The sequence below is a fragment of the Parapedobacter tibetensis genome, assembly GCF_024704835.1.
GTDB lineage: Bacteria > Bacteroidota > Bacteroidia > Sphingobacteriales > Sphingobacteriaceae > Parapedobacter > Parapedobacter tibetensis.
Genome location: NZ_JAMXBE010000004.1, coordinates 324,068 through 350,849, shown reverse-complemented (window position 1 = coordinate 350,849; position 26,782 = coordinate 324,068). Strand labels below are relative to the sequence as shown.

The 26,782-nt window shown below is 44.3% G+C and carries 23 protein-coding genes; 17 read left to right on the top strand and 6 right to left on the bottom strand.

Going from position 1 to position 26,782, the window contains the following annotated elements; all coding sequences use genetic code 11:
• The 5 genes from NF543_RS08860 to NF543_RS08840 are packed head-to-tail and all read left to right on the top strand — an operon-like array spanning nucleotide 1 to nucleotide 6,422.
• Nucleotides 1-963 carry a UbiA family prenyltransferase gene (locus tag NF543_RS08860; RefSeq protein ID WP_257667759.1) on the top strand — a complete coding sequence of 321 codons (963 nt, stop codon included), beginning with the start codon at nucleotides 1-3 and terminating at the stop codon, nucleotides 961-963.
• Nucleotides 960-3,578: a PEP/pyruvate-binding domain-containing protein gene (locus NF543_RS08855; protein ID WP_257667758.1), complete on the top strand. Its 2,619-nt coding sequence runs from the start codon at nucleotides 960-962 to the stop codon at nucleotides 3,576-3,578. The genes NF543_RS08860 and NF543_RS08855 overlap by 4 nt, the downstream gene beginning before the upstream one ends.
• On the top strand, nucleotides 3,575-4,666 hold the full coding sequence (locus NF543_RS08850) for a DUF3419 family protein (protein ID WP_257667757.1): 1,092 nt from the start codon (nucleotides 3,575-3,577) through the stop codon (nucleotides 4,664-4,666). Before NF543_RS08855 ends, NF543_RS08850 begins: the two co-directional genes overlap by 4 nt.
• Nucleotides 4,632-5,339 (top strand): diacylglycerol/polyprenol kinase family protein, encoded by a 708-nt coding sequence (locus tag NF543_RS08845; RefSeq protein ID WP_257667756.1) that lies wholly within the window; start codon nucleotides 4,632-4,634, stop codon nucleotides 5,337-5,339. The genes NF543_RS08850 and NF543_RS08845 overlap by 35 nt, the downstream gene beginning before the upstream one ends.
• Before the next feature lie 54 nt (nucleotides 5,340-5,393).
• Nucleotides 5,394-6,422 carry a hypothetical protein gene (locus NF543_RS08840; RefSeq protein ID WP_257667755.1) on the top strand — a complete coding sequence of 343 codons (1,029 nt, stop codon included), beginning with the start codon at nucleotides 5,394-5,396 and terminating at the stop codon, nucleotides 6,420-6,422.
• On the opposite strand, the gene NF543_RS08835 is transcribed toward NF543_RS08840, so the two are convergent.
• Nucleotides 6,403-6,945 carry an OmpA family protein gene (locus tag NF543_RS08835; protein WP_257667754.1) on the bottom strand — a complete coding sequence of 181 codons (543 nt, stop codon included), beginning with the start codon at nucleotides 6,943-6,945 and terminating at the stop codon, nucleotides 6,403-6,405. The two genes, NF543_RS08840 and NF543_RS08835, sit on opposite strands and share 20 nt — an antisense overlap.
• Before the next feature lie 141 nt (nucleotides 6,946-7,086).
• Between NF543_RS08835 and NF543_RS08830 the strand changes: the two genes are divergently transcribed.
• Nucleotides 7,087-8,187, top strand: coding sequence for a Gfo/Idh/MocA family protein (locus tag NF543_RS08830; RefSeq protein WP_257667753.1), 1,101 nt, complete (start codon nucleotides 7,087-7,089; stop codon nucleotides 8,185-8,187).
• Nucleotide 8,188: 1 nt separating this feature from the next.
• Complete coding sequence (locus tag NF543_RS08825; protein ID WP_257667752.1) at nucleotides 8,189-9,727, top strand: AMP-binding protein; 1,539 nt, start codon at nucleotides 8,189-8,191, stop codon at nucleotides 9,725-9,727.
• Between the two features lie 22 nt (nucleotides 9,728-9,749).
• Here the strand turns inward: NF543_RS08825 and NF543_RS08820 are convergent, their stop codons facing one another.
• Together NF543_RS08820 and NF543_RS08815 are read right to left on the bottom strand one after the other, a co-directional pair.
• Entirely contained in the window at nucleotides 9,750-10,289 is a 540-nt protein-coding gene (locus NF543_RS08820; protein ID WP_257667751.1) for a hypothetical protein, read from the bottom strand.
• A gap of 5 nt (nucleotides 10,290-10,294) precedes the next feature.
• Nucleotides 10,295-11,275, bottom strand: coding sequence for a GlxA family transcriptional regulator (locus tag NF543_RS08815; protein ID WP_257667750.1), 981 nt, complete (start codon nucleotides 11,273-11,275; stop codon nucleotides 10,295-10,297).
• 260 nt (nucleotides 11,276-11,535) lie between these two features.
• On the opposite strand from NF543_RS08815, the gene lepA reads away from it, so the two are divergent.
• From lepA to NF543_RS08800, 3 genes are all read left to right on the top strand, one after another.
• Nucleotides 11,536-13,326, top strand: a complete 1,791-nt coding sequence (gene lepA, locus NF543_RS08810) for a translation elongation factor 4 (protein WP_257667749.1) — start codon at nucleotides 11,536-11,538, stop codon at nucleotides 13,324-13,326.
• A 106-nt stretch (nucleotides 13,327-13,432) separates the two neighbouring features.
• The gene (locus NF543_RS08805) at nucleotides 13,433-14,314 is read left to right on the top strand and encodes a bifunctional 5,10-methylenetetrahydrofolate dehydrogenase/5,10-methenyltetrahydrofolate cyclohydrolase (RefSeq protein WP_257667748.1); all 882 of its coding nucleotides are present in this window, start codon (nucleotides 13,433-13,435) and stop codon (nucleotides 14,312-14,314) included.
• A 61-nt stretch (nucleotides 14,315-14,375) separates the two neighbouring features.
• On the top strand, nucleotides 14,376-14,759 hold the full coding sequence (locus tag NF543_RS08800) for a hypothetical protein (protein WP_257667747.1): 384 nt from the start codon (nucleotides 14,376-14,378) through the stop codon (nucleotides 14,757-14,759).
• A 95-nt stretch (nucleotides 14,760-14,854) separates the two neighbouring features.
• On the opposite strand, the gene NF543_RS08795 is transcribed toward NF543_RS08800, so the two are convergent.
• Complete coding sequence (locus tag NF543_RS08795) at nucleotides 14,855-15,121, bottom strand: hypothetical protein (protein WP_257667746.1); 267 nt, start codon at nucleotides 15,119-15,121, stop codon at nucleotides 14,855-14,857.
• A 741-nt stretch (nucleotides 15,122-15,862) separates the two neighbouring features.
• Here NF543_RS08795 and NF543_RS08790 point away from each other — a divergent pair.
• The 5 genes from NF543_RS08790 to NF543_RS08770 all read left to right on the top strand — a co-directional run bounded on the left by NF543_RS08790 (nucleotide 15,863) and on the right by NF543_RS08770 (nucleotide 21,724).
• A complete protein-coding gene (locus tag NF543_RS08790; protein WP_257667745.1) occupies nucleotides 15,863-19,102 on the top strand; it encodes a SusC/RagA family TonB-linked outer membrane protein in 3,240 nt (1,079 codons plus the stop codon).
• An 18-nt stretch (nucleotides 19,103-19,120) separates the two neighbouring features.
• Nucleotides 19,121-20,608, top strand: a complete 1,488-nt coding sequence (locus NF543_RS08785) for a SusD/RagB family nutrient-binding outer membrane lipoprotein (protein ID WP_257667744.1) — start codon at nucleotides 19,121-19,123, stop codon at nucleotides 20,606-20,608.
• A gap of 221 nt (nucleotides 20,609-20,829) precedes the next feature.
• Complete coding sequence (locus tag NF543_RS08780) at nucleotides 20,830-20,970, top strand: hypothetical protein (RefSeq protein ID WP_257667743.1); 141 nt, start codon at nucleotides 20,830-20,832, stop codon at nucleotides 20,968-20,970.
• A gap of 272 nt (nucleotides 20,971-21,242) precedes the next feature.
• On the top strand, nucleotides 21,243-21,500 hold the full coding sequence (locus tag NF543_RS08775) for a hypothetical protein (RefSeq protein WP_257667742.1): 258 nt from the start codon (nucleotides 21,243-21,245) through the stop codon (nucleotides 21,498-21,500).
• Between the two features lie 29 nt (nucleotides 21,501-21,529).
• Nucleotides 21,530-21,724 carry a hypothetical protein gene (locus tag NF543_RS08770; RefSeq protein ID WP_257667741.1) on the top strand — a complete coding sequence of 65 codons (195 nt, stop codon included), beginning with the start codon at nucleotides 21,530-21,532 and terminating at the stop codon, nucleotides 21,722-21,724.
• A gap of 16 nt (nucleotides 21,725-21,740) precedes the next feature.
• Here the strand turns inward: NF543_RS08770 and NF543_RS08765 are convergent, their stop codons facing one another.
• Together NF543_RS08765 and NF543_RS08760 are read right to left on the bottom strand one after the other, a co-directional pair.
• Complete coding sequence (locus tag NF543_RS08765) at nucleotides 21,741-23,147, bottom strand: M12 family metallopeptidase (RefSeq protein ID WP_257667740.1); 1,407 nt, start codon at nucleotides 23,145-23,147, stop codon at nucleotides 21,741-21,743.
• 25 nt (nucleotides 23,148-23,172) lie between these two features.
• A complete protein-coding gene (locus NF543_RS08760) occupies nucleotides 23,173-24,135 on the bottom strand; it encodes a hypothetical protein (protein WP_257667739.1) in 963 nt (320 codons plus the stop codon).
• Nucleotides 24,136-24,588: 453 nt separating this feature from the next.
• Between NF543_RS08760 and NF543_RS08755 the strand changes: the two genes are divergently transcribed.
• Both NF543_RS08755 and NF543_RS08750 read left to right on the top strand, forming a co-directional pair.
• Nucleotides 24,589-25,551 carry a hypothetical protein gene (locus tag NF543_RS08755; protein ID WP_257667738.1) on the top strand — a complete coding sequence of 321 codons (963 nt, stop codon included), beginning with the start codon at nucleotides 24,589-24,591 and terminating at the stop codon, nucleotides 25,549-25,551.
• A 119-nt stretch (nucleotides 25,552-25,670) separates the two neighbouring features.
• Nucleotides 25,671-26,774, top strand: coding sequence for a Fic family protein (locus NF543_RS08750; RefSeq protein WP_257667737.1), 1,104 nt, complete (start codon nucleotides 25,671-25,673; stop codon nucleotides 26,772-26,774).
• Nucleotides 26,775-26,782 lie beyond the last annotated feature (8 nt).

The window sequence follows — 26,782 nt, the reverse complement described above, 5'->3', positions numbered from 1 at the left end:
ATGGAAGTCGCGATGAACGGAAATAAAGAGGAAAACAGCTTGCCTTTATTGCATAGGCTTTATCGCTACCAAAAAGAACGTTTCCCGTTGTTGGGGCATGGGCTATTGGTGGTGGCATTCAGCTTTTCAGCGGTGTCGTATTCCCGGATATGCAGGGGCGTGTCGGGCTTCATCCCTTGGGAAACATTCCTCATTGGCGTAGTTACCACCGTGACATTGTTCCTGCTGGTCCGTATTTTCGATGAGCACAAGGATGCCGAAGATGATGCACGTTATCGTAAGTCGCTGCCCGTACCCCGGGGATTGATAACCTTGCGTGAGCTGCGCAAGGTAGGGGTGATGGTGATATTGCTTCAAATAGGTCTTAACGCGTGGTTTTTGCCTAAGATGCTAATCATCTATATAGCAGTGATGGCTTACCTATGCCTGATGGGCAAAGAGTTTTTTATTGTTGACTGGCTCAAGAAACATCAGTTTTGGTATGTTACTTCCCATATGTTTATCATCCCGCTCATTGATATCTATGCAAGTGGACTAGATTGGTTGTTGGAAGGGGTCGCTGCCCCAAAAGGATTATTGTTTTTCTTTGCCGTATCCTATATGAATGGTATTGTATTGGAAGTAGGGCGGAAAATCAGGGCGCCAAAAGATGAAGAAACGGGTGTACTGACCTATACCCATCAACTGGGTACAAGACGAGCCCCGGTACTATGGATGGGAATGCTTTTGGTAACCCTGGTCTTGGCCATCGTCGCAGCACATTACGCCGGATATGGCCTGCAGGCATTTGTGGTATTGAGCGTAACCTTCGGGTTGTGTATAGTGCCCGCGGTGTTTTTTGTTCGCAATCAATCGGCACGGGCGGCCAAGGGTATTGAGGTCAGTTCAGGGCTTTGGACCATCGCCATGTATCTTTCATTGGGAGGTATTCCCATGGTACAACAATTATTGTGGAGTACATGATCATCATCAGAGACATACAGCACGAAGCATTGCTTCAATACCACATTGGAGGTAAGGCCAGCAACCTCCACCTATTGGGGGAAGCCGGTCTCAACATCCCTCGATGGGTGGTCATTCCCGCCAATGAGCTGGTAAATCGGTTGCCTTTTGGTTATGAGAAAATGCCTTTGGAAGAGTTACGGGCATACATCCAAGATGCAGATATTCCAGAGTGGGCACTAAAGCAGGTTACCGATTATTTTCCCGACAACCTTTTCCTTGCCGTGCGCTCTTCGGCCGTGGAAGAGGATGGTGAGCACCATTCCTATGCCGGGCAGTTTGAATCGCACCTCTTCGTTACCAGAGATAGCCTAGATACTCACATCAAAAAAGTATGGAGCTCGGCATTCAGCGATCGGGCGAGGCAATATGCCCTTCATCGTGGGGAGAAGCCCGTTCAAAGCATCGCCGTCATTGTGCAGGCGATGGTGCCGGCGGAAGTGTCTGGTGTGGCATTTGGCGTCAATCCGGTCACAGGTAATAGAAAAGAAAACGTAATCAATGCGGTTTATGGACTGGGAGAGGGGTTGGTTTCCGGAGCATTGGATGCAGACCAGTATATTGTCAATGGTGATGATATCCAAGTTAGCATTGCGAATAAGACCCAGCGGCTTACCTTGGACTGGGAGAATGGCGGCGGTACACACATGGAAGAAGTGGAGCCTCAGCTACATCAGGTATCTTCGCTGGATACGAAGCAAGTGCGTGAGGTATGCCACTTGCTCGATCGATGCCAACAACACTATGGAACCCTGCTTGATATCGAGTTTGCTTTTGCAGATGACACTTTGTACTTGTTGCAAGTCCGTCCGGTAACCAATTTGGAAAACCTGTCTAATCGAGATGGGGAATATATCTTATGGGACAACAGCAATATCATTGAGTCCTATCCCGGTGTCACCACACCCCTCACATTCTCTTTTGTTAGCAAATCCTATGAAGGAGCCTACAAACTTTTCTGCCGTTACCTTGGGGTAAGTAGCGGGATGATAGGACACCATGGCCATGTATTTGCCAATACGCTTGGGCTAATCAAGGGCCGGATTTATTACAACCTCAAAACGTGGTACCATATGTTGGCCATGCTTCCAGGCTATAGCATTAATGCCCGTTATATGGAAAAAATGATGGGCGTAAAGGAGCGGTTTGATATTCCCGAAAGCTACCGGCTTTCAAAGCTTGGAGCATGGTGGGCCATATTTAAAATGGGCCTAAAGATGCTTGGGCGTTTTATTTTCCTGCCATGGACCCGTCAACGATTTATTCGCTTGCTCAACAAGACCATCGCCGAGTATAAAGCGGTGGATTTTTCCAGTAAAGACGCCAATGAGCTGATGCACCTGTATCTCCATTTCGAACACCGGTTGTTGAACGAATGGAAAGCCCCTTTGCTGAACGATTTCTTTGCCATGATTGCGTTTGGAACACTTGAAAAGCAATGCCATAAATTGGTGGGCGACAACTATCCCAATATCCATAACGATTTATTGTGTGGCAGTGCCGATATCATCTCCACACAACCCATCCATAGGTGCATCGCGCTTGCCGACCAGATCTGTGCCACTGACGGACTGAAATCGCTTTTCCTTACACAGGAAGCTAGTGTGATATGGCGGCAACTGCAAATGGCGAATGGCCTCGCCGAAAAAGAACTGAAAGCATTGATTGATGTATATATCCATGATTTTGGAGAACGTTGCGTGGGCGAACTGAAGCTTGAAACCGTGTCCTATACACAGCAACCTGCGTTGTTCATCAAATTGCTCCAATCTTATGTGAAGGGAGGCATAACCGCCGATAAGGTAAACAGTGATGTGGAAGAGAGACTGCGTGGCGACGCGGAGCAACAGATTGCCGAAGCATTGAAAGGAAAACCATTGAAAAAATTAGCGTTTGGCTGGTTGCTTCGACGTACGCGTAGCTTGGTGAGTGCGAGGGAAAACCTGCGCTATGAGCGTACTCGTGCTTTCGGCATCGTGCGGGAAATTTTCACCCATATGGGTGGGTGGTTTCATGCCAACGGGATTATTGAACAGAAAGGTGATATTTTTTACCTTGGTATGGAAGAAATCTTTGCTTATATCGACGGGCGTTCCATCATGGAAGACATCAAGGTGCTGATCGCATTGCGTAAGGCCGAATTTGAGGCTTATCGGCAACAGTCGGTACCTGCCGAACGCTTTGCTACATATGGACCAGTATACCATGCCAATGATATATATAATAGCGATAAGGAAATCATTATCGTGGGCGATTTGCATGGTGTTGGTTGCTGTCCGGGGCGAGTGAAGGCAAAGGTAAGGGTTGTGCTGGATCCTACAGAAGTCGGATCGCTCGAAGGGGATATTCTGGTTACGAGCAGCACTGATCCGGGATGGACTACCCTGTTTCCCAGTGCATCGGGCATTATTGTAGAACGGGGTAGCCTCCTCAGCCATTCGGCCATTGTGTCTCGGGAAATGGGCAAACCCTGTATCGTGGGGGTAACCGGTTTGCTAAAAAGGCTGAAGACGGGCGACGAGGTGGAAATGGATGGCAGCACAGGAGAAATTAGGTTAATTAGAGAAGCCTTATGACGTCAATTAGTAATCGTGCAGATTTCAGCGTATTGCGCTATGCCAATTGTTGGGAAGATGCGGATGTACTGTTGAGCGGCCTGGGATCCCGCGAGGGTAGCCGGATCTTGTCGATTGCGTCTGCGGGCGATAATAGTTTTTCGTTATTGTCAACTAATCCCGAGCAGGTCATTGCAGTGGACCTCAGTGGAACGCAATTAGCGCTACTGGAGTTGAAAAGGATCGCCATGCAGCAGTTATCCTATGGCGAGGTCCTGCTTTTTTTTGGTTTCCGACCATGCAACGAGCGACTCCAGACGTTGGAACGCCTTAAATCCTATTTGCCGGAAGACGTGTTCAACTATTGGAAAACCAAACCCGACTTGATTCGGAAAGGTGTCGTTACACAAGGCAAATTCGAAAGGTATTTCCAGCTGTTCAACCAGTATGTGCTGCCTTGGATTCATTCAAAACGGACGGTTAGAAAATTACTGTCGCCCAAACCAGCAGCTATCCAGACCGACTTCTATCACCATAAATGGAACACATGGCGATGGCGGCTGTTTTTCAAGTTGTTCTTCAGTAAAGCTGTGATGGGACGGTTTGGGCGCGACCCAGCGTTCTTACAAGAGGTAGAAGTGCAAGTGGGCAGCACCATTTTCAATCGGGCCGAAAGGCACTTGACGACGGTAGCCGCTCAACATAATTTCATGCTGCATTATAACCTCATTGGTAATTTTGGTAATTTTCTGCCACATTACCTATTGCCTGAGAATTATATACGGATTATCCCCAATTTACATCGGCTCCAAGTGTTTGAAGGGTATGCAGAGGATGCATTGGATAAGTTTGGGCGTGTGGATTATATGAATCTTTCCAATATCTTTGAATACATGGATACGGATACGTTTAGACAAGTTGCCGATCGGTTGGTCGATGGTTTGAACCCCAAGGGCAAAATGGCCTATTGGAACCTGATGGTGCCGCGTAGGGTGTCTTCGGTATTCCCCGATAAGCTGACCTACTTATCGGAATTGTCCACGCGTTTGACGGAGTCAGATAAGGGGTTCTTTTATGAACGGTTCATTGTGGAGGAGGCACATGGGTAGCAGTATGTGGAATATGTTGGCAATGTCTGGGGCGTATCTAGGTTTGTTTACCATGGCTGAAGTGTTGTATCATGTCTTTAAGGTCAATGCAGAGAGCACCCGTAAGCTAGTCCATATTGGTACAGGCTTACTAGCCTTGCTATTCCCCATCATCATGAATAACCATTGGCAGGTACTGCTACTATGCAGTATTTTCGCTTTGCTGCTTCTCTTGAGTTTACGTACGGGCTTGTTGCAATCCATAAATGGTATACGGCGCAAATCATACGGCAGCCTTGGATACCCCATTGCCGTGTATGGAAGTTTCCTAGCCTATGAGTACCACGATAGGCAATACGTATACTACTACCTTCCGGTATTGGTGTTGGCAATATGTGACCCATTAGCGGCTTATATAGGTCGCAAGTACCGATTTGGTCTATACCGAGTAGGCACAGGAATCAAGACCATCAGCGGTTCAGCTGCCTTTTTCTTTGCTGCTATCCTAGTAACCGCTGGGGTGTATCGCTACCTTGGGAATTTCCCCACGATAGGGTATTTTATTAGTGTGGCGGCACTGGTCGCCACGCTAGCCACTTTAGCCGAATCTTGGAGCAGTAGGGGACTTGATAATGTAACGATACCGGCGGCTGTATGGGTAGGCTTAGCACTTGCCGAACATGTGTTAGCCTAATTGGTTTGCTATAGCGAATAGCAAGCTAATGAAGAAATTAATACGTATTTACGAATGAAGAAACCAATTGAGGTTATCAAAACCTATCCTACTGATAAAGATTTCCATTTGTTCACGGAAGTAGCGAAAACACTATACCCTCCAGATAGCATTCGTCACAAGGAATCTGAGCACATCAATTTGGCCATACTGCACAGTTGCTATGTCGTGTTGGTAGCCGGGAAACCAAGTGGAAGGGCAGCATTATACATGCAAGATAAATTGAGTTATGGGGTACATAATCCTTGGATGATAGGCAATTATGAATGTGTTGATGAAAATGAAGCGGCTAAATCACTTTTGGAAAAAGTATGTTGGGACGTGCGTCAGCAGGGGGGCACTTACCTCATAGGCCCCATGAACGGCTCTACTTGGGACAATTACCGCTTCAGTGTATCCCACCGAGAGCCACCTTTTCTATTGGAACCCTACCACTACCTTTATTATAATGAGCAATTTATGATTAATGGTTTTGAGGTTATCAAGCGGTACAACTCCAATAAAGATGATCAGTTAATGTGTGACGGGTCTACCCTGTTGGCTAAAGAACGGGAGTTTAGTCAACAAGGAGTTACCATACGAGGCATTGACATCAATCGAATCGACGAAGAACTTAATAACTTACATGCTTTTATTGGCCACGCGTTTCAACATAATTTCTTGTACACCCCAATTGATTTAGATAGGTTTATTTCCAAGTACCGGGCCGCATTGCCCATGATTAATCCCGAATATGTGCTTTTGGCTGAAAACAGGAACGGGGAAGTGGTGGGGTTTATTTTCAGCTATGATGATGCGTATGCACAAGGAGACAAAAAATTAATCATCAAAACCCTTGCCCGCCATGAAGACAAGGCCTATGCCGGACTTGGACATGTATTGGTCAACCGCGTTACCCGTTTAGCTAAAGGTACGGGATATCAATCCATCATCCACGCATTCATCATTAACGAAGGCGATGCAACCACCGTTTCCCGCAATTTTAGGAGTGAAACCTACAAAGAATATGTGTTATATGGGATGTCTATTGACCCACGAGCCTAATTTCAACACGACGATTGGTCGCCCTTCCCGTTTCCGTATCGTTGGAAGCAGTGGGTTTGGTTGCGCCGTGGCCGTCGGTCGCCAGGTTATTTCCATGAATACCTGAATTTACCAGATACAGCTTAACAGCATTCGCCCTATCTATAGATAGTTCCATATTATATGCTGCCGTACCTTCTATGGAAGCATGGCCATCGATGATAAATTTGGCGTCCGAATCCTTCATCATTTCCCTTGCTATTTGATCAAGAATCGCATAAGATTCGGTTTTTAACACATGGGAGTCGTATTCAAACTGGATATTTTTGAAATTATAATTTGGTGGAGCTACAGCAACGGGTTCACGCGGCGCTTCTTCCATAACAGGCTTTTTCTCTTCTTCTACCTTAACGGGTTCTTCCTGTACTTTTTCCACCACCTCGGCAGCAGGCTGAACCGCTAATTTTTTGGGGCCGCATGCTTGATTCAAAATGGTCAGTATACCTATGCAGGCAATCAACGTGTAACTATTTATGGTCTTCATTTGTATAATACCTTTGGGTTGTAAACATAGGAAATATCTATTGAATTTTAATTAGATAAGATCATGCATAACTATGATTTTTTGCATATACTTGGATCTTAATAGGTTTCCCAATGTTAAATAACTCATCATTATTATAAGATGGATACAAGGATAATGCCAGCTTGCTATTTTAATAGGTTGTTTTTCACCTTTTTTTTACTGTTTTTCAACCAAGCGTTTGCCCAGGATCCCCTGAAAGTAGCGGTAGCTGGGTTAAGTCACGATCATGTACATGCCCTGTTCAATGCATATAATCGTCATCAAGTTGATATTTTAGGAATTGCGGAACCAGATGCAGAATTGGCTCGCCATTATCAAGGTTCCTATAAGTTGCCCGATTCGTTGTTCTTCAAAACAGTTGATGGCATGTTACAAAACATTCGTCCCGATGTGGTTTTGGCATATAATGCCATTTCAGAACATGTTGATGTCGCCGAAGTATGTTTGCCACTGAAAATACCCTTAATGGTGGAGAAACCCTTAGCGATAAACAACGAGCAGGCAAGACGGATAGCGGCTTTGGCAGAAAAGCATGATACGTATGTGTTGACCAACTACGAAACGACTTGGTATCCCAGCAACCAAACCCTGAAGCAATTGATCGATGAAGGCAGGGTGGGACAGCTGAAAAAAATAATGGTAAAAGATGGACACCAGGGTCCGAGAGAAATCGGTTGTAGTGAGGCATTTTTGACATGGTTGACGGACCCAGATAAGAATGGGGGCGGTGCATTGGTCGATTTTGGATGCTATGGTGCTAACCTGATGACCTGGTTGATGAATGGCGAGCGACCTGTGGCCGTTACGGCCATAACCCGGCAATTGAAGCCAATGGTGTATCCACTCGTGGATGACGATGCCACCATTATGTTGGAGTATGAAGGAGGGGTAACCGGAATCATCCAAGCTTCATGGGATTGGCCTTATAGCATCAAGGATTTACACATATATGGTGAAAAAGCTTCGCTTCATGCCGTAGACCAAAACATATTGCGTGCCTATACTAACCCCCATAAACAAGAAAACGTTCCATTGAAGGATGGGTATTATACAGAACACTTTTCTTATCTAAAGGCAGTCCTGGATGGTGATGCGAAACCAACAAATGACTTATCTTCACTTGCCAACAACCTCCTTGTCGTAGAAATCCTGCAAGCGGCGAAAGAGTCTGCCAAGCGTGGCAAACGTATCCTATTGTAGCATGAAGGGTTATTCCGCACTCCACAACATTGCGCGGCTTTTTCACAAGGCCGCCGAGCAATACCCAACCCATGTGGCCATCATTCATGGTGGCGACCGGATAACGTATGCGCAATTGGCGCGCGATGTGCGACAAACCGCTATGTGGCTTCGGTATAAAGGATTGGGCAAGGGCGACCGCATTTTAGTGTTTGTACCCATGGGTATTGCATTATACCGAACGGTGCTGGCTATTTTCCACATCGGGGCCACCGCCGTTTTCCTCGATGAATGGGTAAATAAGGAACGGATGGAGCTGTGTTGCCGGATAGCCCAGTGCAAAGGATTCGTCGGGATACTCAAGGCGCGCATATATGCACATTTCTCCATGGAACTGCGGAAAATACCTATTCGACTGGGTACGGTCTCCCGCTGGAAGGCGGGACAGACTGATGAATTGGAAGCGGTAGGCTCAACGGATGCGGCACTCATCACCTTTACTACAGGGAGTACGGGTACACCCAAGGCCGCCAAACGCGCCCATGGATTTCTTTGGGAGCAATTTAATGCGCTGAACGATGAAATGGAGCCCCAACCAATGGATGTGGATGTAACCATTCTCCCCATTATGTTATTGGTGAATCTCGCAGCCGGTGCTACTTCTGTCGTTGTTCCTTACCGTGCCAATAAAGCCCATAAAATGGATAGCCCCAAGATATGGAAGCTGATGGGAAAATACCGGGTGAATCGGATGACCGCATCACCCTTTTTCGCCATGCAACTAGCTCACTATGGCATCAACCGAGGGGCAGATTTACCACATCTTAAGAAAATATTTACCGGTGGCGCACCTGTTTTCCCCAACGAGGTGCAAGTGTTGGTTAACGCCTTCCCAAACACCAGTATTAAAATTGTATATGGTTCTACAGAGGTTGAACCCATCAGCAGCATTGGGGCCGATACGCTTGCTCAACAGCGATCATTGACCGACGGACTCCCGGTGGGGCAGCCTTTCCATAAAACCGAAGTACGTATCATGCGTATCCAAGACGAATCTATGCTATGCAACAATGAGCAGGAGCTTGAAGTGTTGCAACAACCAACAGGAACCATTGGAGAGATTATCGTTGCCGGCCCGCATGTGCTTTCCGAATATTACGATAACCCGGAGGCACTCGCACGCAATAAGATTTTTGTGCAGGGGAAATGCTGGCACCGTACAGGAGACAGCGGTTACCTGGCTGCCGACGACCAACTGTACCTTACCGGGCGTTGTAATACCTTGATTTGGCATCAAGGTCAGCTATTGTCACCTTTTGTCTATGAGCATAAGTTCCGCTGTATACCCGGTGTAGTGATGGGAACCATTGTGGAATTGGATGGAAGCATCGTTGCCGTTTTGGAAACAGAAAGAAAGGCATCGCAGCAGCAAATAACCGAAGCCATCCTGGCTAAGGGAACGCCCTTGGTAGCTATCCGATGGGTAGGCAAAATCCCCCGTGACCCGCGCCACCATTCCAAAATCGACTATGAAAAGCTGTTGTTGGCTATTGGCCGTTAGTTAGCAGTTAAAAACCTAAAACCTACTCAATGCGGCTTAGCAGTAAGCTGTCACACCATTGTTTATAGACCTCTGGCGTGAAATGCTCACGCAGGATATCCAGTTCAACAGTATGCAATGCCGTGGCGCCTTCCACAATATAAGCGAGGAAAATTTTCGATCCGCAATCATCATCCGTGTCTGATTTGATGGCATATAAGATGGCTGTACGACCATCTATTATTTTTTTATCAACCACTTCAAGCATGGCCTCGGGGCAACTTATTTTCTCGTATTCCCATTTTTCCGCCGGCGCACCTTCAGCTTTCATGGGATAGTATCGCCGGTCTATGGTCGTGACGGTGATAGTCTGTACCGGCGCCTCCGTAATATTCCCATCCCTTATGGTATATTCGGTACCCCTAATGGCTTTAGTATCTTTCGGTATTTTATTGCTTTTCCAACGGTACTCCGTAGGGAAAGCCACTACGATAGTCTCCTTGCCCGGTTTAGGCTGTGCCATGGCATGAAACACGAAGAACATACTGATAATAAAGAAGGCGTATCCGGTTTTCTTTTGCATAATGACTATATAATGGGTTCAAATCGCATGGCAAACTTATCTCGATAAGCCTTGGGCGTCATCCCCGTAATGTCTTTGAACAATTGCCTGAAATTCTTCATGTCGTTATATCCTGCGCAGAGCATGATTTCGAAAAGTCCCTTTTCCGTGTTCTCCAACAATTTCTTGGCCGCCTCTATCTTGGTTTTCTGGAGGTATCTGATTGGGGTCAACCCCGTAGCCAGTTTGAATCTTCTCACAAAATTCCGCCTGCTGGCGGGGATGTCGGCAATAGCCTCTTCAATGCTTTTAATGTCAGGGAATTCGTTCTTGATTTTGTGCTGCACCCGCATCACCAACTCATCATCATGTGCTTCAAAGGGAGCAAAATGGCCGAAATAGGCTTGGTTTTCCCTATCCATATCAATGGAGAATACTTTGGCTATGCGAATAGCCATCTCCCGCCCGCAGTATTTTTGTATCAAGGCCAGTTTAAGATGGAAGCCACTTGTGGCACCACCGCTGGTGTAGATATTGTCATCATGCGTCACTACGGCATCCCGCAGGAGTTTAACCTTTGGGAAGTGGGAAGCTAGCTTATCGGCCGCATCCACATGGGTAGTAGCGCGTTTGTTATTGAGTAGTCCTGAAGCCGCAAGCAGGAATGCCCCGGTACAATTGCTGGCCAGGGTAGCACCTTGACCATACTGTTTCTGAAGCCAAGGGATAAAACAGCTGTTATCTTCGAGGGTTTTTGCTATATCCACGGGTCCAAAGGCGGGCACGAAAATCAAATCGTAAGATTGGCCAGCGCTGAAAGGAGCATACGGAAGGTGGTTTATGCTATCGGGAAGCACTTTATGTTCGGTGGCCCCAACGAATGAGATGTCGAACAATTCGGGTTTGCCATCTTCAAGGAGAAAACGGTTGGCGGTTTCAAATACATCCACAATGGCTGCAAGGCTCAGCAGCCGGTATTTGCTGGTTAAAACAATGGATAGTTGCATAGTCATTCAGCCGTTTAGTATGTTTCTATCCATCAAATATACGAACCTTTTACGATGTTTCTCGCAAAGCGTCTGAACCCTGATAGACCGCAAACGAACAGCTGTTGTGCACGCTGTAAATATCCTAACAAAATATCTTTCCAAAACCCTATCTTTGCCGTTTGAAGTCGATTTACATGAAACCCGCCATGTCAGCGCCCAACGCGAAGGCGATGAAAATGCAGGTTCCATGAGGCCTCTTCTAATAAAATTATTCTCGAATGAACCATATTCGCAATTTTTGCATTATTGCCCACATTGACCATGGCAAAAGTACCTTGGCCGATCGTTTGTTGGAAGCTACCCATACCGTTACCCAACGCGAATCGCAGGCCCAGCTGCTAGACAACATGGACCTGGAGCGGGAGCGGGGCATTACCATCAAAAGCCACGCGATCCAGATGAACTATATAAAGGATGGTCAGGAATATGTGCTGAACCTCATCGATACCCCCGGGCACGTCGACTTTTCTTATGAAGTATCACGCTCCATTGCAGCATGCGAAGGAGCACTGCTTATCGTCGATGCTTCGCAAGGTATTCAGGCCCAAACCATTTCCAACCTATATCTCGCCTTGGAACATGATCTCGAGATTATTCCAGTGCTGAATAAGATGGATTTGCCAGGAGCCATGCCCGAAGAGGTTAAGGACCAGATCGTGGACCTCATCGGCGGCAAGCGTGAAGATATCATCCCTGCATCGGGCAAGACCGGATTAGGCGTATTGGATATATTAAATGCCATTGTTGACCGTGTTCCGGCACCTGTGGGTGATCCAGAAGCACCCCTGCAAGCCCTGATTTTCGATTCCGTGTACAATTCGTTTCGGGGTATCATGGCCTATTTCAAGGTAGAGAACGGAGAGATACGCAAAGGTGATAAGGTGAAGTTCATCGCTACGGGTAAACAGTATAATGCGGATGAAATAGGTACCTTGAAACTCAACCAGCTTCCCAAGGATGTCATCCGTACCGGTGATGTGGGATATATCATCTCGGGCATTAAAGAAGCACGTGAAGTAAAAGTAGGGGATACCATTACACACATAGCCCGTCCAAGCAAGGAAGCCATCAGGGGGTTTGAGGAAGTGAAACCGATGGTTTTTGCAGGTATTTACCCTGTGGATACAGAAGATTTTGAAGAACTGCGCGAAAGCATGCACAGGTTGCAACTCAATGACGCATCATTGGTATTTGAGCCGGAGTCTTCCGCAGCTTTGGGATTTGGCTTCCGATGTGGTTTTCTCGGCATGCTGCATATGGAGATCATTCAGGAACGGCTGGAACGTGAGTTTGACATGACGGTGATTACCACGGTGCCAAACGTGTCATACAAGGCCTACCTCACCAAAGATAATGAGGAAATCTTCGTACATAATCCATCTGATTTGCCTGATCCAAGTAAGCTAAGTTATGTGGAGGAACCCTATATTAAGGCTAATATCATTACTAAATCCGAATTCGTAGGGCAGGTCATGTCGCTCTGCATTAAAAAAAGGGGCGCCATTGTTAACCAATCTTACCTCACCGCAGACCGGGTAGAGCTCGTGTTCGAGATGCCAATGGGCGAAATTGTTTTTGATTTCTATGATAAGTTGAAAACGATATCCAAGGGATATGCATCATTCGATTATAACCAGATCGGATACCGGCAATCGGATTTGGTCAGGCTCGACATCCGCTTGAATGGTGAACCGGTTGATGCACTTTCATCACTTATTCATCGGAGCAATTCATATGAATTTGGAAAAAAAATCTGTGAAAAACTGAAAGAGCTGTTGCCAAGGCAGCAATTCGAAATCGCGGTACAAGCCTCCATTGGAGCTAAAATCATCGCCCGTGAGAGTATCCGCGCATTGCGCAAGGATGTAACGGCTAAGTGTTACGGCGGCGACATTTCCCGTAAGCGTAAATTATTGGAGAAGCAGAAAAAAGGAAAAAAACGCATGCGCCAAGTGGGCAACGTAGAAATCCCACAATCAGCGTTCATGGCGGTGTTGAAGTTGGATTAATTTAATTTTAGATTGGCGATTTTAAATTTTAGATTGAAACGGACAGACGATCTAAAAATTATAAATCGTAAATCTAAAATCGTAAATCTAAAATCGTAAATCATAAATGAACTTACTCGACGGCAAACTCGTATCATCGAAAATAAAGGAAGACATCAAGCAGGAGGCTGCGGCATTTTTGAAAGCGATGGGAAGAAGGCCGCACCTGGTGGCTATTCTAGTAGGCAATGACGGTGCAAGCGAAACCTATGTGGCCAGCAAGATGCGTAATTGCGAACTGGTGGGGTTTGAATCTACCAATATCCACTATGAAGAGGACATCACGGAAGAGCTATTGATTGCTAAAATCAAGGAACTTAACGCAGATAATCAAGTAGACGGACTGATTGTACAGTTGCCCTTACCGAAACATATCGATCCGGAACGCATTACGGAGGCTATTGATTACCGGAAGGATGTGGACGGGTTCCACCCCATCAATCTTGGCCGTATGCAGCGCAACCTTCCATGTTTCATCCCGGCCACACCCTATGGTATTTTGTTGATGTTGCAGTATTATGGTATTGACACAGCCGGCTTGCATGCCGTGGTCGTGGGTAGGAGCAATATTGTGGGCAGCCCAATGAGTATCCTGCTTGCCCGCAATAGTAGCCCCGGTAACTGCACGGTGACGCTCACCCATAGCCGTACGAAGAATATCAAGGAAGAAGTGCTGCGAGCTGATATTGTGGTAGCAGCTATTGGAAAGAAACATTTCATCACGGCGGATATAGTCAAGGAAGGGGCTATCATCATCGATGTGGGGATTAATCGTGAAAGCAGTACCCAAACTAAGTCGGGTTACAAATTATACGGTGACGTGGATTTTGAGCAGGTATCGTCCAAAGCATCCTGGATTACGCCCGTACCCGGCGGGGTAGGGTTGATGACTATCGTCGGGCTGCTTAAAAACACCTTGGACGCGGCTAAAGGAAGTGTTTATTCGTAAGTGACTAAAGACTTTGGTACAAATATTGTGTAAACAAAAGGATTCATCAAAAACAATAACAATGAAGAAAATTGCATTATTAGCATTATTTGCAGGCGCATTGGCTTTTACGGCTTGCAACAGCAACCAATCGGAAAATAATTCGGAAGAGGCAGAACATTCCGATCACGAGCACAATGGTGACGGACATGACCACGACCACGACCATGGAGCTGATTCAACATTGGACAGCGTAGAAAAAACAGCTGATGAAGTTGAGGCCAAGGCAGAAGAGATCGGGGAGAACACGAAATCCACGGTAGCAGATGCGAAGGAAGGAATCAAGGCAGGCATTCAGAATGCCAAGGAAGAGGTGCAAGAAGCCTCCAAAGCCGTCGCCAAAGATGTGAAGGAAGTTGCCGATAAGACTGAACAAAAAGCAAAGGACTTACTGAAGCAAAACTGATCCACCACTAACGGTATCAGGAAAACCTCATAGGTTTACCGCCTAGGGCGGCACATGTGCGTGCTGCCACGATGTACCGGCTAAACCTATGGGGTTTAATTTATATACGCATCGTCCTCATCATCCAACGGCTTTTCAAAAGAAGTATCCTCGGACTCGCTCTCCCGGATGACCGTCCGCTTCCTAGGACGGCCAAGTAGGAATCCCACCACAGCACCAACGAAAAACATCGTACCCAATACGGCTAGTTTGGGTACAGTCCGTGTGCCGAATATCCAGAAATTAACCTCATCCATGTTTTTCATGAGAATGATCGTAACCAATACGGTAAGTACGATGATGAAAATGGTTTTTGCACTCATGGTTTATATCTTTATTACGAAAGTAGTAAAAAAATCAGATTGTTAATTAATCAATTAACCATCCGCTATTCACCGTCATCTACACTGTCCATGTCCATTCATTCTCCTCGTTACATCTATGGCTGTGATTTATAATAGATGTGTATTTAATCATTCAGCATAAGTTTTCAGCCCAATGAAATCTATTGTGTTGATATTCAACGATGTTTATTGCGGCTGATACAGGTGGGTAAACTACGCCAATGAGATTCTTCCTACAATTTCTTTAACATTTATTAACTTTTTTATAATAAATAATTTGATTATAGAAATCTACATCGTATTTTTGACACAGCGATAGAATAAAACATGTATTAATTAAGCGCAGTTTAACGTTTAAACGGAGTTATTGGGTATTTTTACACAACACGGAATTTCTTATTTGGCAATCATTGGCTAATCAAGCCAAACGTATTGGTTTTCTATTAATACAGATTTTCCTCTTCCAATCTAGTAGTTAAACAACTGTGCTACCTCAGCAAAACTATGTTCCGGCATATGATAATGGACAGCGCGGTAACGGCGGCAATTATTTGGTTGTTTTTCCAACTGGGTAGATTTTGTCTTGTTATCAAGCCTGATGGATAACTATGTCAACTGATTTTTCCAAACATTCAAACCTAACGATAAGTTGGATTTCAAGAATCAGGCAAGCTTTTATAGATTACTATTTTTTTATTTTTTAACCAAATTCACAAACACATGAAACAAAAAATACTATGTTTCTTTATGATTGGGGTACTGCTGATAGGATCAGTGTATGCTCAAGATAGGAGAATCAGTGGTAGTGTGACAACATCTGGGACAGGAGAACCATTGTCAGGCGTAACCGTGGTAGTAACAGGAGCCACTGGTGGCACGGCAACAGATGGAAATGGTCGCTACTCCTTATCGGTTCCTGACAACGCCAAATCTTTAACATTCAGTATTATAGGATACACTTCCCAAACAATACCAATTGGAAACCAAGATATCATTAATGTAACACTTGATTCTGAATTTTCAGAATTAATGGAGGTTGTCGTTACAGCCCAATCCATTTCTAGGGAAAAGAAAACGTTGGGTTATTCGGCCCCTACAATCTCAAGCGATGAATTATTACAAGGTAGAAATGTGAGTGCCATTAACTCGTTGGCGGGAAAAGTAGCCGGGGTTAATATTACCTCCACAGCGAACTCTCCGGGTAGTTCATCTAGGATTGTTTTTCGTGGCGGAACATCGATTTCGGGAAATAACCAAGCGTTAATCGTTGTCGATGGTGTGCCTATTGATAATTCAAGCATTATTGGAGGTGTTAATGCTTTATCCAGTTTAGATTTTGGTAACCGGGGTAATGATATCAATACAGATGATATTGAATCGGTTACCGCCTTGAAAGGGCCAGCGGCGGCTGCGCTATACGGATCAAGAGCTTCCAATGGCGCATTGATTATTACCACCAAAAAAGGAAAGCAAGGCGCTGAAAAAACAGAAATAACCTTTAACACCTCAAACACGCTGTCTTCTATTTTGAAACTACCTGATTTTCAAAATGAATATGGACAGGGTTATCTCGCTGGATTCGATGCCGATGGGAATCCCGTTTATGAAACAGATCCCAAGGAAAACTGGAGCTGGGGTGCGCCCTTTACAGGTGAAATGCAGGAATGGGGGCAAGAAATTGATGGTGTAAGACTTCAGAAACCTTACGCAGTCCTGCCTAACAATGTCCGCAATTTTTTTGATACTGGAATAGCTTCTGATAATAATTTGAGTTTTTCAGGTGGTGGAGAGAAAACATCCTTTTATCTTGGGTTGAACTCACTGAATTCTGATGGGGTATATCCGACTTCAACCGACAGTTATAATCGGTATGGTATTCGATTCAACGGAACTGCGGAATTCAGTAACAAATTTAATGCGGGTGTATCGGTTAACTATAGCCGTATTAATAGTAGTACCGTAGGGGGTGGGCAGAATAACGCATCAGTATATGACAAAGTCTTGCAAACTGCTCGAGATATCCCTATCGATGAGATGGGAGACCTGAGCAATAAGTATTATAGCTTTGGTTATCTAGGTGATGATGGTGTGCCGCACGATGACCTGTATGGGTATACCGGAGCATATGCGCTGAGCCCTTATTATGTGTTGGATGCCTTTGAGAATCTGAATGAGGTAAATCGCATTACCGGAAATGTGAATATGGGATATAAACCAGTTGAATGGCTGAATTTCCAAGAAAGGATAGGGGTAGATACCTACACTGACCGGAGAAGACGGCTCTCCCCTAAATATGAATTTTACCCGGCGGATAAAACGTCCGGTAATTATGATGACGATGATAATGCATATGTAAGCAACGGTGCCTATGAAATAAGACAGATTAATGTGAGTGAGATTGTACATGATTTCATGGCCACCGCCACCCATCGGTTTAATAGTGATTTTCAAGGCTCGCTAATGATTGGGAATAACATTCGTCAACGTTTTGTGACGGATAACCAAACGGCGACCAACGCCAGTGGTGGCTTGGTCGTGCCTGAATGGTATAATTTGGCCAATAGTAACGGTCCAGTGAACGTGGTTCGGGATAGTTATAGTAGGAGGAGATTAGTTGGGGTTTATGCTGACTTAAACTTGGCGTACAAGAATATGCTCTTTTTCGAGGCTACCGCCAGAAATGACTGGTCGTCAACACTACCAAAAAATAACAATTCCTTTTTTTACCCAAGTGTAAGCAGTTCGTTTGTGTTTTCGGAACTCCTAAATCAGGAATCTGATGTATTGAGTTTTGGTAAGGTGCGAGCAAGCTGGGCACAGGTTGGTAACGATACGGATCCCTATCAGTTGTTGACTACTTTTTCAAGGGGACAAATAAGTGGTAATTTCGGAAGCACCACTTTCCCATTTGGCAATGTTGCCGCATTGATGTCAAGTAGCACGATAGGTAACGAAGTGCTTAAGCCTGAGATTACAACTTCTATCGAAGTTGGAACTGAACTTGGTTTTTTCATAGGCAACAGACTATCTCTTGACTTTACCTACTATAGAAATTCTTCAAGGGACCAAATATTGACGATTCCCATCGCGGAATCAACAGGTTATGGTTTTAAGGTGATAAATGCAGGGAAAGTAGAAAATAATGGTGTCGAATTAGCAATGAGAGGTACGCCTGTAAAGACAGACTATGGCCTCACTTGGGAACTTTATGGCACCTTTACCAAGAATAACAACACGGTGTCAAGTCTGGGCGTAGATCAAGTTTCTTTAGGCGGATTCGGCGGTATGGGTATTGTGGCTGCCGAAGGCAGACCCTATGGCCAATTTTATTCTGTAACTGAATCTAAGGATTCAGAGGGAAGAACAATCATAGACCCGGCGAACGGTATGCCTATTCCTACCTCAGGAGCTGTTTATTTAGGTAGTTATAATCCCAAATTCCAGGCATCTTGGGGTACCAACTTTACTTATAAAAATTGGTCGTTGAATGCGCTATTTGATATGAAGCATGGAGGCAAGTTCTTTTCACGGACCAAAGATATCATGGCTTTCGTAGGTAGCTCTGCAGAGACAGGTGGAGAACGTAATAGGGTTATTTTCCCGAATTCGGTATACTTGGATGACGATGGCAACAGCATCGTTAATACCGAATATACATATTTCAAACAAAATTATTATCCGAGTCGCGAAGCAGGGGTGAGTATATTAGACGCTTCTTATGTAAAATTACGCTCTATGGCGATTGCTTATACATTCAGTAAACAGCAACTTACCCGCACACCATTTGGTTCTTTGACCATAGGTTTGTATGGGAATAACCTGTTTATTTGGACGCCCGAAGAGAATCAATTTGCGGATCCGGAAATAAATTCCACAGGTGCGGGTAATGACCAAGGGTTTGACTTCACAGCGGAACCTTCCGTTCGCAATTATGGTTTGAATGTAAAGGTTTCATTTTAACATCAATCGCTATTTATTATGAGAACAAGATATTTTTTAAGCGGTAAGCATGTAGGAATATTAATGCTTATTAGCATATTCAGCTTTTCAGGCTGTAAGAAGTTTTTGGATATCAATGAAAACCCGAATAATCCGGATTCGGCAACGCCTGCTTTACTGTTACCGACAGTTGAAGCAGCATTAGGCCAAGTAGTTGGGAATTCTTTCCAAATCTATGGAGGTATTTGGAGTCAATACTGGGCGCAAAATGTTGCATCTTCGCAGTATAAAACTATTGAAGACTATAATGTGGCCAATACTGCATTTAATGTGGCATGGAGAATTCTATACCGCAATGCATTGAATAACGCTCAATTAATCATAAACGACCAAGACAACCCGTCTTCTGAATATTATAAAGCCATTGCTTATATACTTAAAGCTTATGCTTTTCAGGTAGCTACAGATGCTTTTGGTGATATTCCGTTAACTGAGGCCCTTAATGCCAACGAATATAGTGATCCTAATTATGACAGCCAAGCAGTTGTTTATGATAGCATTTTCTATTATTTAGATCAAGGTATTACTTTGGCAGGGACGACAAATGCAGTGGATCCCGGTGCACAAGACATGATTTTTCAAGGAGACATGGACCGCTGGATAAGCTTTGCCAATATATTAAAGTTGAAGGCTTACCTAAGGTTATCAGAAATCAATCCTGAATTGGCGAGTAGTGGAATTCAGGACCTTTATAGCGCTGGCGCTGCCTTTTTAGATACAGACGCACAGATTGAATATTCTACCGTAGGGGGCAACGAAAACCCGCTTTACAATGAAATGGTAGGATTAGGCTATACACAAAATCTTATAGCCAGCAGAACCGCAGTGAGCAATTTTAATCGGAACAACGACCCCAGGGTATTCAAGTTTTACGATCCGCTATTAAATGCTAATGGGGAACCTCAGGATTCTATCACGTCCTTGCCTCAGGGAGCCTATGATAATACGGATTATACAGGCAGATCATACTCCCCTCCCTCTTCTTTGGTCGGTGGTAGAGCAAACAATACCGCCTCTGCGGTAGCCCCAGTTAAGTTTTTCTCAGCGGCGGAAACCTATTTTTTGCAGGCTGAAGCTGCTGTGAGGGGTTGGGGAACAGCTGATGCTGAAAGCGCATTTATGCAGGGTATTCGCGAAAGCTTTACAGCAGTAGGTCTGACATCGGAAGCGGATGCTTATATTGCGAACGCGCCAGACGCTGTGTTTAGTGGTAGTGAAGAAAGCCGGATTAAAGCCATTATCACCCAAAAATATTATGCAATGTGTGGTACTCAAGGTTTTGAAGCGTGGACGGAGTGGAGAAGAACCGGTTTCCCGGATTTCTTCGTGGTCTCAGAAGCCTCTATTATCGGCGCTGGAAGAATGCCGCTTAGATTTCCATATCCAAATAGTGAAATTACGTCAAATAATAATTTTCCGGATACAGAATTCATTTATACACCTGTTTGGTGGGATGCCAATCCATAATGTATCTTGAATATAATGAGAGGGTGAGTTATTGGATTGACCAACGATAAATTCACGAAAAAGCAGCAAACTCAGTTTTGCTGCTTTTTTGTTTTGGCTAATTGACTTGTATATGGACCCGCTTTAAAACCAAATCCGGTCACCACAATCACGTATTGTAGCGAAATCAACCCGCCCGCCGTTCTATCCAATAAATAAACTAATCAAAAAACAATACAATTATGAAAATCTTAACCTTTTTACTTGCACTGGCATTTGCAGGCGCATTGTGGATGCACAACAAAAAATCCAAGAATGACAAGGACCAATCCGTAAATGCCATTCTTGGCGACATCAGCTTCGAGGATAGGTACGCGAAGTAACCAACCGATGAAACGGACGAAGACTTACGCATCGGCACGCATCTTGAATATGTCGAAAACATACTCTGGAATGCAGACGTTTCTACGCTGCCCTTGGAATTCCAGGAAAAAGACAGCTGATGCTGGCTGTTGCACACGTATCGTACAAGGGGTGTATTTCCGAGGAATTACGATTATGCGAACAAACGGAAACCATGCTTTATTGATAAAGATGGTCGGATATTTGCCATGGGGTATCGGCCCAGGAAGTTTAAAACCAACCGACGCCTGATATGACATTTAAAAAAGCTGTAGTGGCAACTCCTGTTGTGGAAACCTGTTACCAAACGGGACTGAAGGCATTGGGGAACAATAGCGGGAAAATCAACCTTGGTGATACGACGAAATGCGACGGCAGTGTCGATATCGATGGATGCACGGTAACCAGATACTCCAATAGCAATCGGCGGGATTATTGTTTCTCCTACAAAAGTTGCATACTGCGAACACGGCCGAGGTCAGCACAGTACTCAGAAAATTGCAATGGCTGAAGGATTGGTTGAATGATCGAGCTCCCGAGTTGAACAAATTGCGCGCGAAAAGCCGCTCCCCCTTTTATTGGGTACAATCTTCCAAGTTCAACATCCCCAAAACGGTCAAGCAGCATAGGCAAGTGGTGCAGGCAGGGATAAAGCCGATCCCCGGTGCCGGTGTTGTATTAAAAAGCCATCCTCAGGTTAGTGGATGGCTCAATATTAATACACGGCAGTACTAGTTTTTACGGCCAACGCTTAAGGTGTCGGAATTCCCACATAAAAATAATAATCCCTTTCAAATGAAGCACAAGCTGTTGTAGCAGTACATTTTAGTCTTACCCACCCACCTTTTCCTTTTGAATATACCGTTACCCGTGGTCCTAAAGAATTCCAATAAACAGTAGGTATACCCGTTGACCCCGATACCTTAGACCAAGTATAAGTTGTTGGTGCTTCTGTAGTATTAAATATGGTTAGAACTCCAAAGTATCTATAAACACCACTTCCCTCTAATACCGTAAAACGATTTGCCGACCCCGTCCCGTCACCTTGTAGGTCTACCATATTGTCGATTCCTAATTGTATAGTATTGTAACCGACGTAAATACTCCGTGATGTCGTATTACCACCAACGGTAGATTTAAGTGTCACAACACCACTCGCGTTGCCAATTCTTGATATTTGATATTGATTGTTCCCCAACGCAGTCAATGTTGCAATTCCCGTAGCATTATCCAAGGAAACAGTTCCTGCGCTTATTGTATAGGTACCATCGTTGCAAATGTGGGCTGGGCCAGCGATTCTTGGTCCATACAGACGAGCAAGGCCTTCTTTATCCCCTTGAGATAGATGACTTCTTTGATTAAACCATGTCGAATTATCGACCAAATTTTCCATAATCACTGTCCCATTATAATAGGAGGAATACAGCATGATTGAATTAAAGTCAAAGGCACCTACCCCTTGGGACAACGGGTTGATTTGGTATTGATATCGAATACCTGCATCATTTGGTAGCCGGTTCTCATATACCCGAATAAAATTATCCCTGTCCGGTCTACTTTGTTCGTGGAAAAAGCCCAGTGAGTGTAGTATTTCATGGGCGATTGACCCAATCCCGAAATCCGAATGTATTACTATTTCCTTATTGGATATTCCTGTTTCCATACCAACATGATTAGAGTACGCGACGGTGTCATTCGAAGCAGCATCATAAATAGTCACATACTGCGACTGATTGGTTCTTTCGATAAAACGCACATTGGAATTATCAGAAATCCAGCTCATTGCCTCTTGTATATCTGCACCTCGGCTGGACTCAATCTTATAGTACCAAATCCCATCTGTCCATTTCTTTACAAAATCTGCGATAATTGCACCACGCTCTGTAGTTGTTATACCATCATTTGCAAGTCTTTTTAGAATGTTGAACTGCCTTTTACTTAACATTTCGTCATCGGAGATATAAAACTCTCCATTTACTTCTCTGACGATTGTCTTATTACCATCGATCACAAACATGTGAAATACGACCCCTTCTGACTGTACCGATTCAGTCTGCTGTTCCCCGACATTTTCCTTGCTACAGGCGAAGGCTGCTACAACCAAAGCAGCAACCAAACAAGACTTAATAGCCACATTTGCCCATTTACTCTTTTTCATAATACTTGGATTTTAGATTTATAGATTATTTTGATACGAAATGATAAGCAATGCCCAAACTTGCGCTATTTGCACGGTATTTAACTTCATTTAGTCTGGTGTGCTGGATAGCGCCACTTTTTAAGTATAATTGATCTTTCCCATCACGCAATAAAGCGCCTTGGTAGTTATAACCAAGTTTGAAACAAAAGGTTTGATTTAATTGATAAGATAATTTAAACTCACAGTCAATGCGGAAACCGCTCCCTTTGTGTGTGTAACTTTTAGGATGAACAAAATCCTTTATCAGGTTCCAATTGCCGAATGCAGTGTACGACGATCTGTAGCCCCCTAAATCCATATGAATGGATAAGGGTTGGAATACGGTATAGTCAACCCACAGGCTGGCTCCAAAGGATGCCCACTTCGTGTTGTAATATGAATTGAGCCCTTCAACGTAATCGAACGGGTCGCTTTCACTATTGGTTCCCCTGGGGTTCAATAGATACGCCCGTTGATGTAAATAGTCAAATCCTACGAGGCATGAAATTGAAAACGGGGGCCTGTCCAATACAGTATAGCCCAATAGTGCATTTACATGCGTACCAACACCGTCATGGCTGCTTAGGTATTGTTCGGAAAATATAGCCTGGCGATTATCTTCGGCATAATCGATATCAGAGACCTCTCCTTTAAACACATCCGACCGGGTATACCGTATTTTAAAAGGGATTTTGCGGATAACGCTACCCCTCATCTCGACACCATATTGTATAGCCTTCAGATCAGACCATATCAGTTCCGACAGAACGTTAGGATGCTCTCCCTGTTCGTTTCCCGCGATTGAATAACGGGTATCCGATATGCCATAACCGACAAATGGAGAAACCGTTAGCGAGAACACCGGGTTTTCGCGAGTCCCATCATTTTGAGCAACCATTGCGAAATGAATCAGACACAACAGCGATGTAGCAGCAAATCGAAAAGAGAACCTTTTTTTCTGTTTCACGCTGTATACATTTTACTCGTCGAGCGTTGCCATGAATTAAGCATGAATTAAGATAGATATTACGACGGTTAGATATTGAACGAATTTTCTTTGCATGATCGTTGGTTTTATAAAGATTCATTATGAGCTCTAAGTTTGGTAATTATTTTAATATAAACAAGGATATTTCGTTTTTGACCTGCTTAATTGGAATTGGAGAACAATATATTAACCTTATTCGACAATTTATTCACAATAAATTCGGACAAAAGAGCAGCAAACTCAGTTTTGCTGTTTTTTGTTTTGGCTAATTGACTTGTATATGGATCCGTTTTATTTAACTCATCGTTGTTAGCTGATTTTAGCTTAATTCACTTCTCGAACCAAATCCGGTCACCACAATCACGTATTGTAGCGAAATAAATCCTCCTGTCGTTCTATCCAATAAATAAACTAATCAAAAACAATACGATTATGAAAATCTTAACCTTTTTACTTGCACTGGCATTTGCAAGTGCATTGTGGGTGCACAACAAAAATTCCAAAGGAGACATGGATCAATCCGTAAATGCCATTCTTGGCGACGTCAGCTTCGAGGATAGGTATGCAAAAGGACCAACTGCTGAAACGGACGAAGACCTACGCATCGGCACGCATCTAGCATATGTCGAAAACATACTCTGGGATGCAGACGTTTCTACACTACCCTCGGAACTCCGGGAAAAAAGGCAGCTGATGCTGGGTCTGCTGCACACTTATCGCACAACAGGTGTATTTCCGAGAAATTACGATTATGTGAATGAACGGAAACCATGCTTTATTGATAAGGATGGTCAGATATGCGCCGTGGGATATCTGATTGAACAGACGGCGGGACGGGGAGTAGCCGAAGCAATAAACAAGAAGTACAAATATGAGAAGATACTCGACATGCAGGACCCTGCAGTCGACAACTGGATCGCATCAAGCGGGCTCACCAAAATGGAATGTGCGATGATTCAACCCTCCTACGGAGGTGTAACCATCGTATATGACGATAAAAACCATGTTTCAAAAGGTTATGGCATGAGTTCGGCACTGCTCAGCGGCGCAAACCTTTCATTTACCACAATCAATGCCATCCAAATCGGCCGCGGGACAGACAACCGGGTAGTCCCATGGATTGGTTTGGCAAGTGGTGCCGCCCAGATTACACTAGGTATCGCCGAGTATCCGGAAGAGGAGATGAATATATATGATGAGCCCTATATGAATGTGGGACAGCGCAATGTCTCCCTGCTTAATATCGGTTTGGGCACCGCTACCATGATATTGAGCTCGTGGAATCTGATTGCCAATAAGCCGAGAAAAGAAAGGGCGGTACGATGGGGATTTCAGCGTATATCTATTCCTAATGGCCATGATGGTTTGGGGTTTAATGTGGTTAAGCGGTTTTAACTTCCAATTGAGTAGCAAAATCGGTAGCATCCATAGATAATTTGCGGCGAATAAAAACTTATTTCCCGTATTTTTGCGGCGAATAACTCGTATATTTGCCGCAAGGAAAACATTTGGCAATGGCAAAGTATATTTATCAAAATAAGAACTGGACTGATTTTATCTGGCAGGACAAGGCCCTCAACATGGTGTTTGGAGAAGTTCGCCACTTGCAGGGAAAAATTGCAGGACAGATGAGTTCGTTAGGGTTTTCGATGCAGGAAGAAGCTAATCTTACCACGCTTACGCTTGATGTGGTAAAATCTTCGGAGATAGAGGGTGAACAGCTAAACTATGAGCAGGTACGTTCTTCCATAGCAAGGCGTTTGGGACTGGATGTGGCTGGCTTGGTGCTGACAGACAGGAATGTGGAGGGAGTAGTGGAAATGATGTTGGATGCTACCCAAAAATATTTACAACCATTGACAGAAGATAGGTTGTTCGGTTGGCATTCGGCTTTGTTTCCAGCAGGACATAGTGGGATGTATAAAATTGAAGTAGGGCACTACCGTACTGGAGAAATGCAGGTGGTTTCGGGAGCTATGGGAAAAGAAAAAATCCACTACGAAGCAGTGCCTAGTGAATTTGTAAATGAAGAAATGGACAAGTTTCTTGATTGGTTAAATAGTGACCTAAAAATGGATATGGTGTTAAAAGCCGCCATTGCTCACTTTTGGTTTATTATTATTCACCCCTTTGACGACGGTAACGGCAGGATAGCAAGGGCGATTTCAGATTTATTGCTTGCCCGGGCAGACGAAAGTCCGGAGCGTTTTTATAGTATGTCGAGCCAAATCCTGGTGGAACGCAAAAGGTACTATGAAGTGTTGCAAAAGGTTCAACATAGTAGCGGAGATATTACAGAGTGGTTAGAATGGTTCCTGCATTGCCTGAAAAATGCCTTGCTAGAAACGGAAAATACGTTACAGCAGGTAGTTCATAAAGCAGAATTTTGGAAAATACACGAACATACACCATTGAATGAAAGGCAACGATTGGTATTGAACAAACTATTAGATGGATTTGATGGGAAATTAAAATCTTCAAAATGGGCAAAAATAGCCAAATGCTCACCGGACACAGCATTACGGGATATAAAAGACCTGATAGAAAAGGGGATTTTACGACAGGAAGAACAAGGTGGTCGCAGCACGAATTATGAACTTGTGGAATTGCCGAAGTGATTTATAAA

Excerpts from the sequence above, each read along its gene's own strand:
- NF543_RS08795 (WP_257667746.1), bottom strand. The coding sequence starts at position 15,121 with ATGAGTGCAAAAACCATTTTCATCATCGTACTTACCGTATTGGTTACG.
- NF543_RS08785 (WP_257667744.1), top strand. The coding sequence starts at position 19,121 with ATGAGAACAAGATATTTTTTAAGCGGTAAGCATGTAGGAATATTAATG.
- NF543_RS08815 (WP_257667750.1), bottom strand. The coding sequence starts at position 11,275 with ATGCAACTATCCATTGTTTTAACCAGCAAATACCGGCTGCTGAGCCTT.
- NF543_RS08840 (WP_257667755.1), top strand. The coding sequence starts at position 5,394 with ATGAAGAAACCAATTGAGGTTATCAAAACCTATCCTACTGATAAAGAT.
- NF543_RS08820 (WP_257667751.1), bottom strand. The coding sequence starts at position 10,289 with ATGCAAAAGAAAACCGGATACGCCTTCTTTATTATCAGTATGTTCTTC.
- NF543_RS08850 (WP_257667757.1), top strand. The coding sequence starts at position 3,575 with ATGACGTCAATTAGTAATCGTGCAGATTTCAGCGTATTGCGCTATGCC.
- NF543_RS08800 (WP_257667747.1), top strand. The coding sequence starts at position 14,376 with ATGAAGAAAATTGCATTATTAGCATTATTTGCAGGCGCATTGGCTTTT.
- NF543_RS08830 (WP_257667753.1), top strand. The coding sequence starts at position 7,087 with ATGGATACAAGGATAATGCCAGCTTGCTATTTTAATAGGTTGTTTTTC.
- NF543_RS08860 (WP_257667759.1), top strand. The coding sequence starts at position 1 with ATGGAAGTCGCGATGAACGGAAATAAAGAGGAAAACAGCTTGCCTTTA.
- NF543_RS08835 (WP_257667754.1), bottom strand. The coding sequence starts at position 6,945 with ATGAAGACCATAAATAGTTACACGTTGATTGCCTGCATAGGTATACTG.
- NF543_RS08805 (WP_257667748.1), top strand. The coding sequence starts at position 13,433 with ATGAACTTACTCGACGGCAAACTCGTATCATCGAAAATAAAGGAAGAC.
- NF543_RS08825 (WP_257667752.1), top strand. The coding sequence starts at position 8,189 with ATGAAGGGTTATTCCGCACTCCACAACATTGCGCGGCTTTTTCACAAG.
- NF543_RS08750 (WP_257667737.1), top strand. The coding sequence starts at position 25,671 with ATGGCAAAGTATATTTATCAAAATAAGAACTGGACTGATTTTATCTGG.
- lepA (WP_257667749.1), top strand. The coding sequence starts at position 11,536 with ATGAACCATATTCGCAATTTTTGCATTATTGCCCACATTGACCATGGC.
- NF543_RS08790 (WP_257667745.1), top strand. The coding sequence starts at position 15,863 with ATGAAACAAAAAATACTATGTTTCTTTATGATTGGGGTACTGCTGATA.
- NF543_RS08755 (WP_257667738.1), top strand. The coding sequence starts at position 24,589 with ATGAAAATCTTAACCTTTTTACTTGCACTGGCATTTGCAAGTGCATTG.
- NF543_RS08845 (WP_257667756.1), top strand. The coding sequence starts at position 4,632 with ATGAACGGTTCATTGTGGAGGAGGCACATGGGTAGCAGTATGTGGAAT.
- NF543_RS08780 (WP_257667743.1), top strand. The coding sequence starts at position 20,830 with ATGAAAATCTTAACCTTTTTACTTGCACTGGCATTTGCAGGCGCATTG.
- NF543_RS08855 (WP_257667758.1), top strand. The coding sequence starts at position 960 with ATGATCATCATCAGAGACATACAGCACGAAGCATTGCTTCAATACCAC.
- NF543_RS08775 (WP_257667742.1), top strand. The coding sequence starts at position 21,243 with ATGACATTTAAAAAAGCTGTAGTGGCAACTCCTGTTGTGGAAACCTGT.
- NF543_RS08765 (WP_257667740.1), bottom strand. The coding sequence starts at position 23,147 with ATGAAAAAGAGTAAATGGGCAAATGTGGCTATTAAGTCTTGTTTGGTT.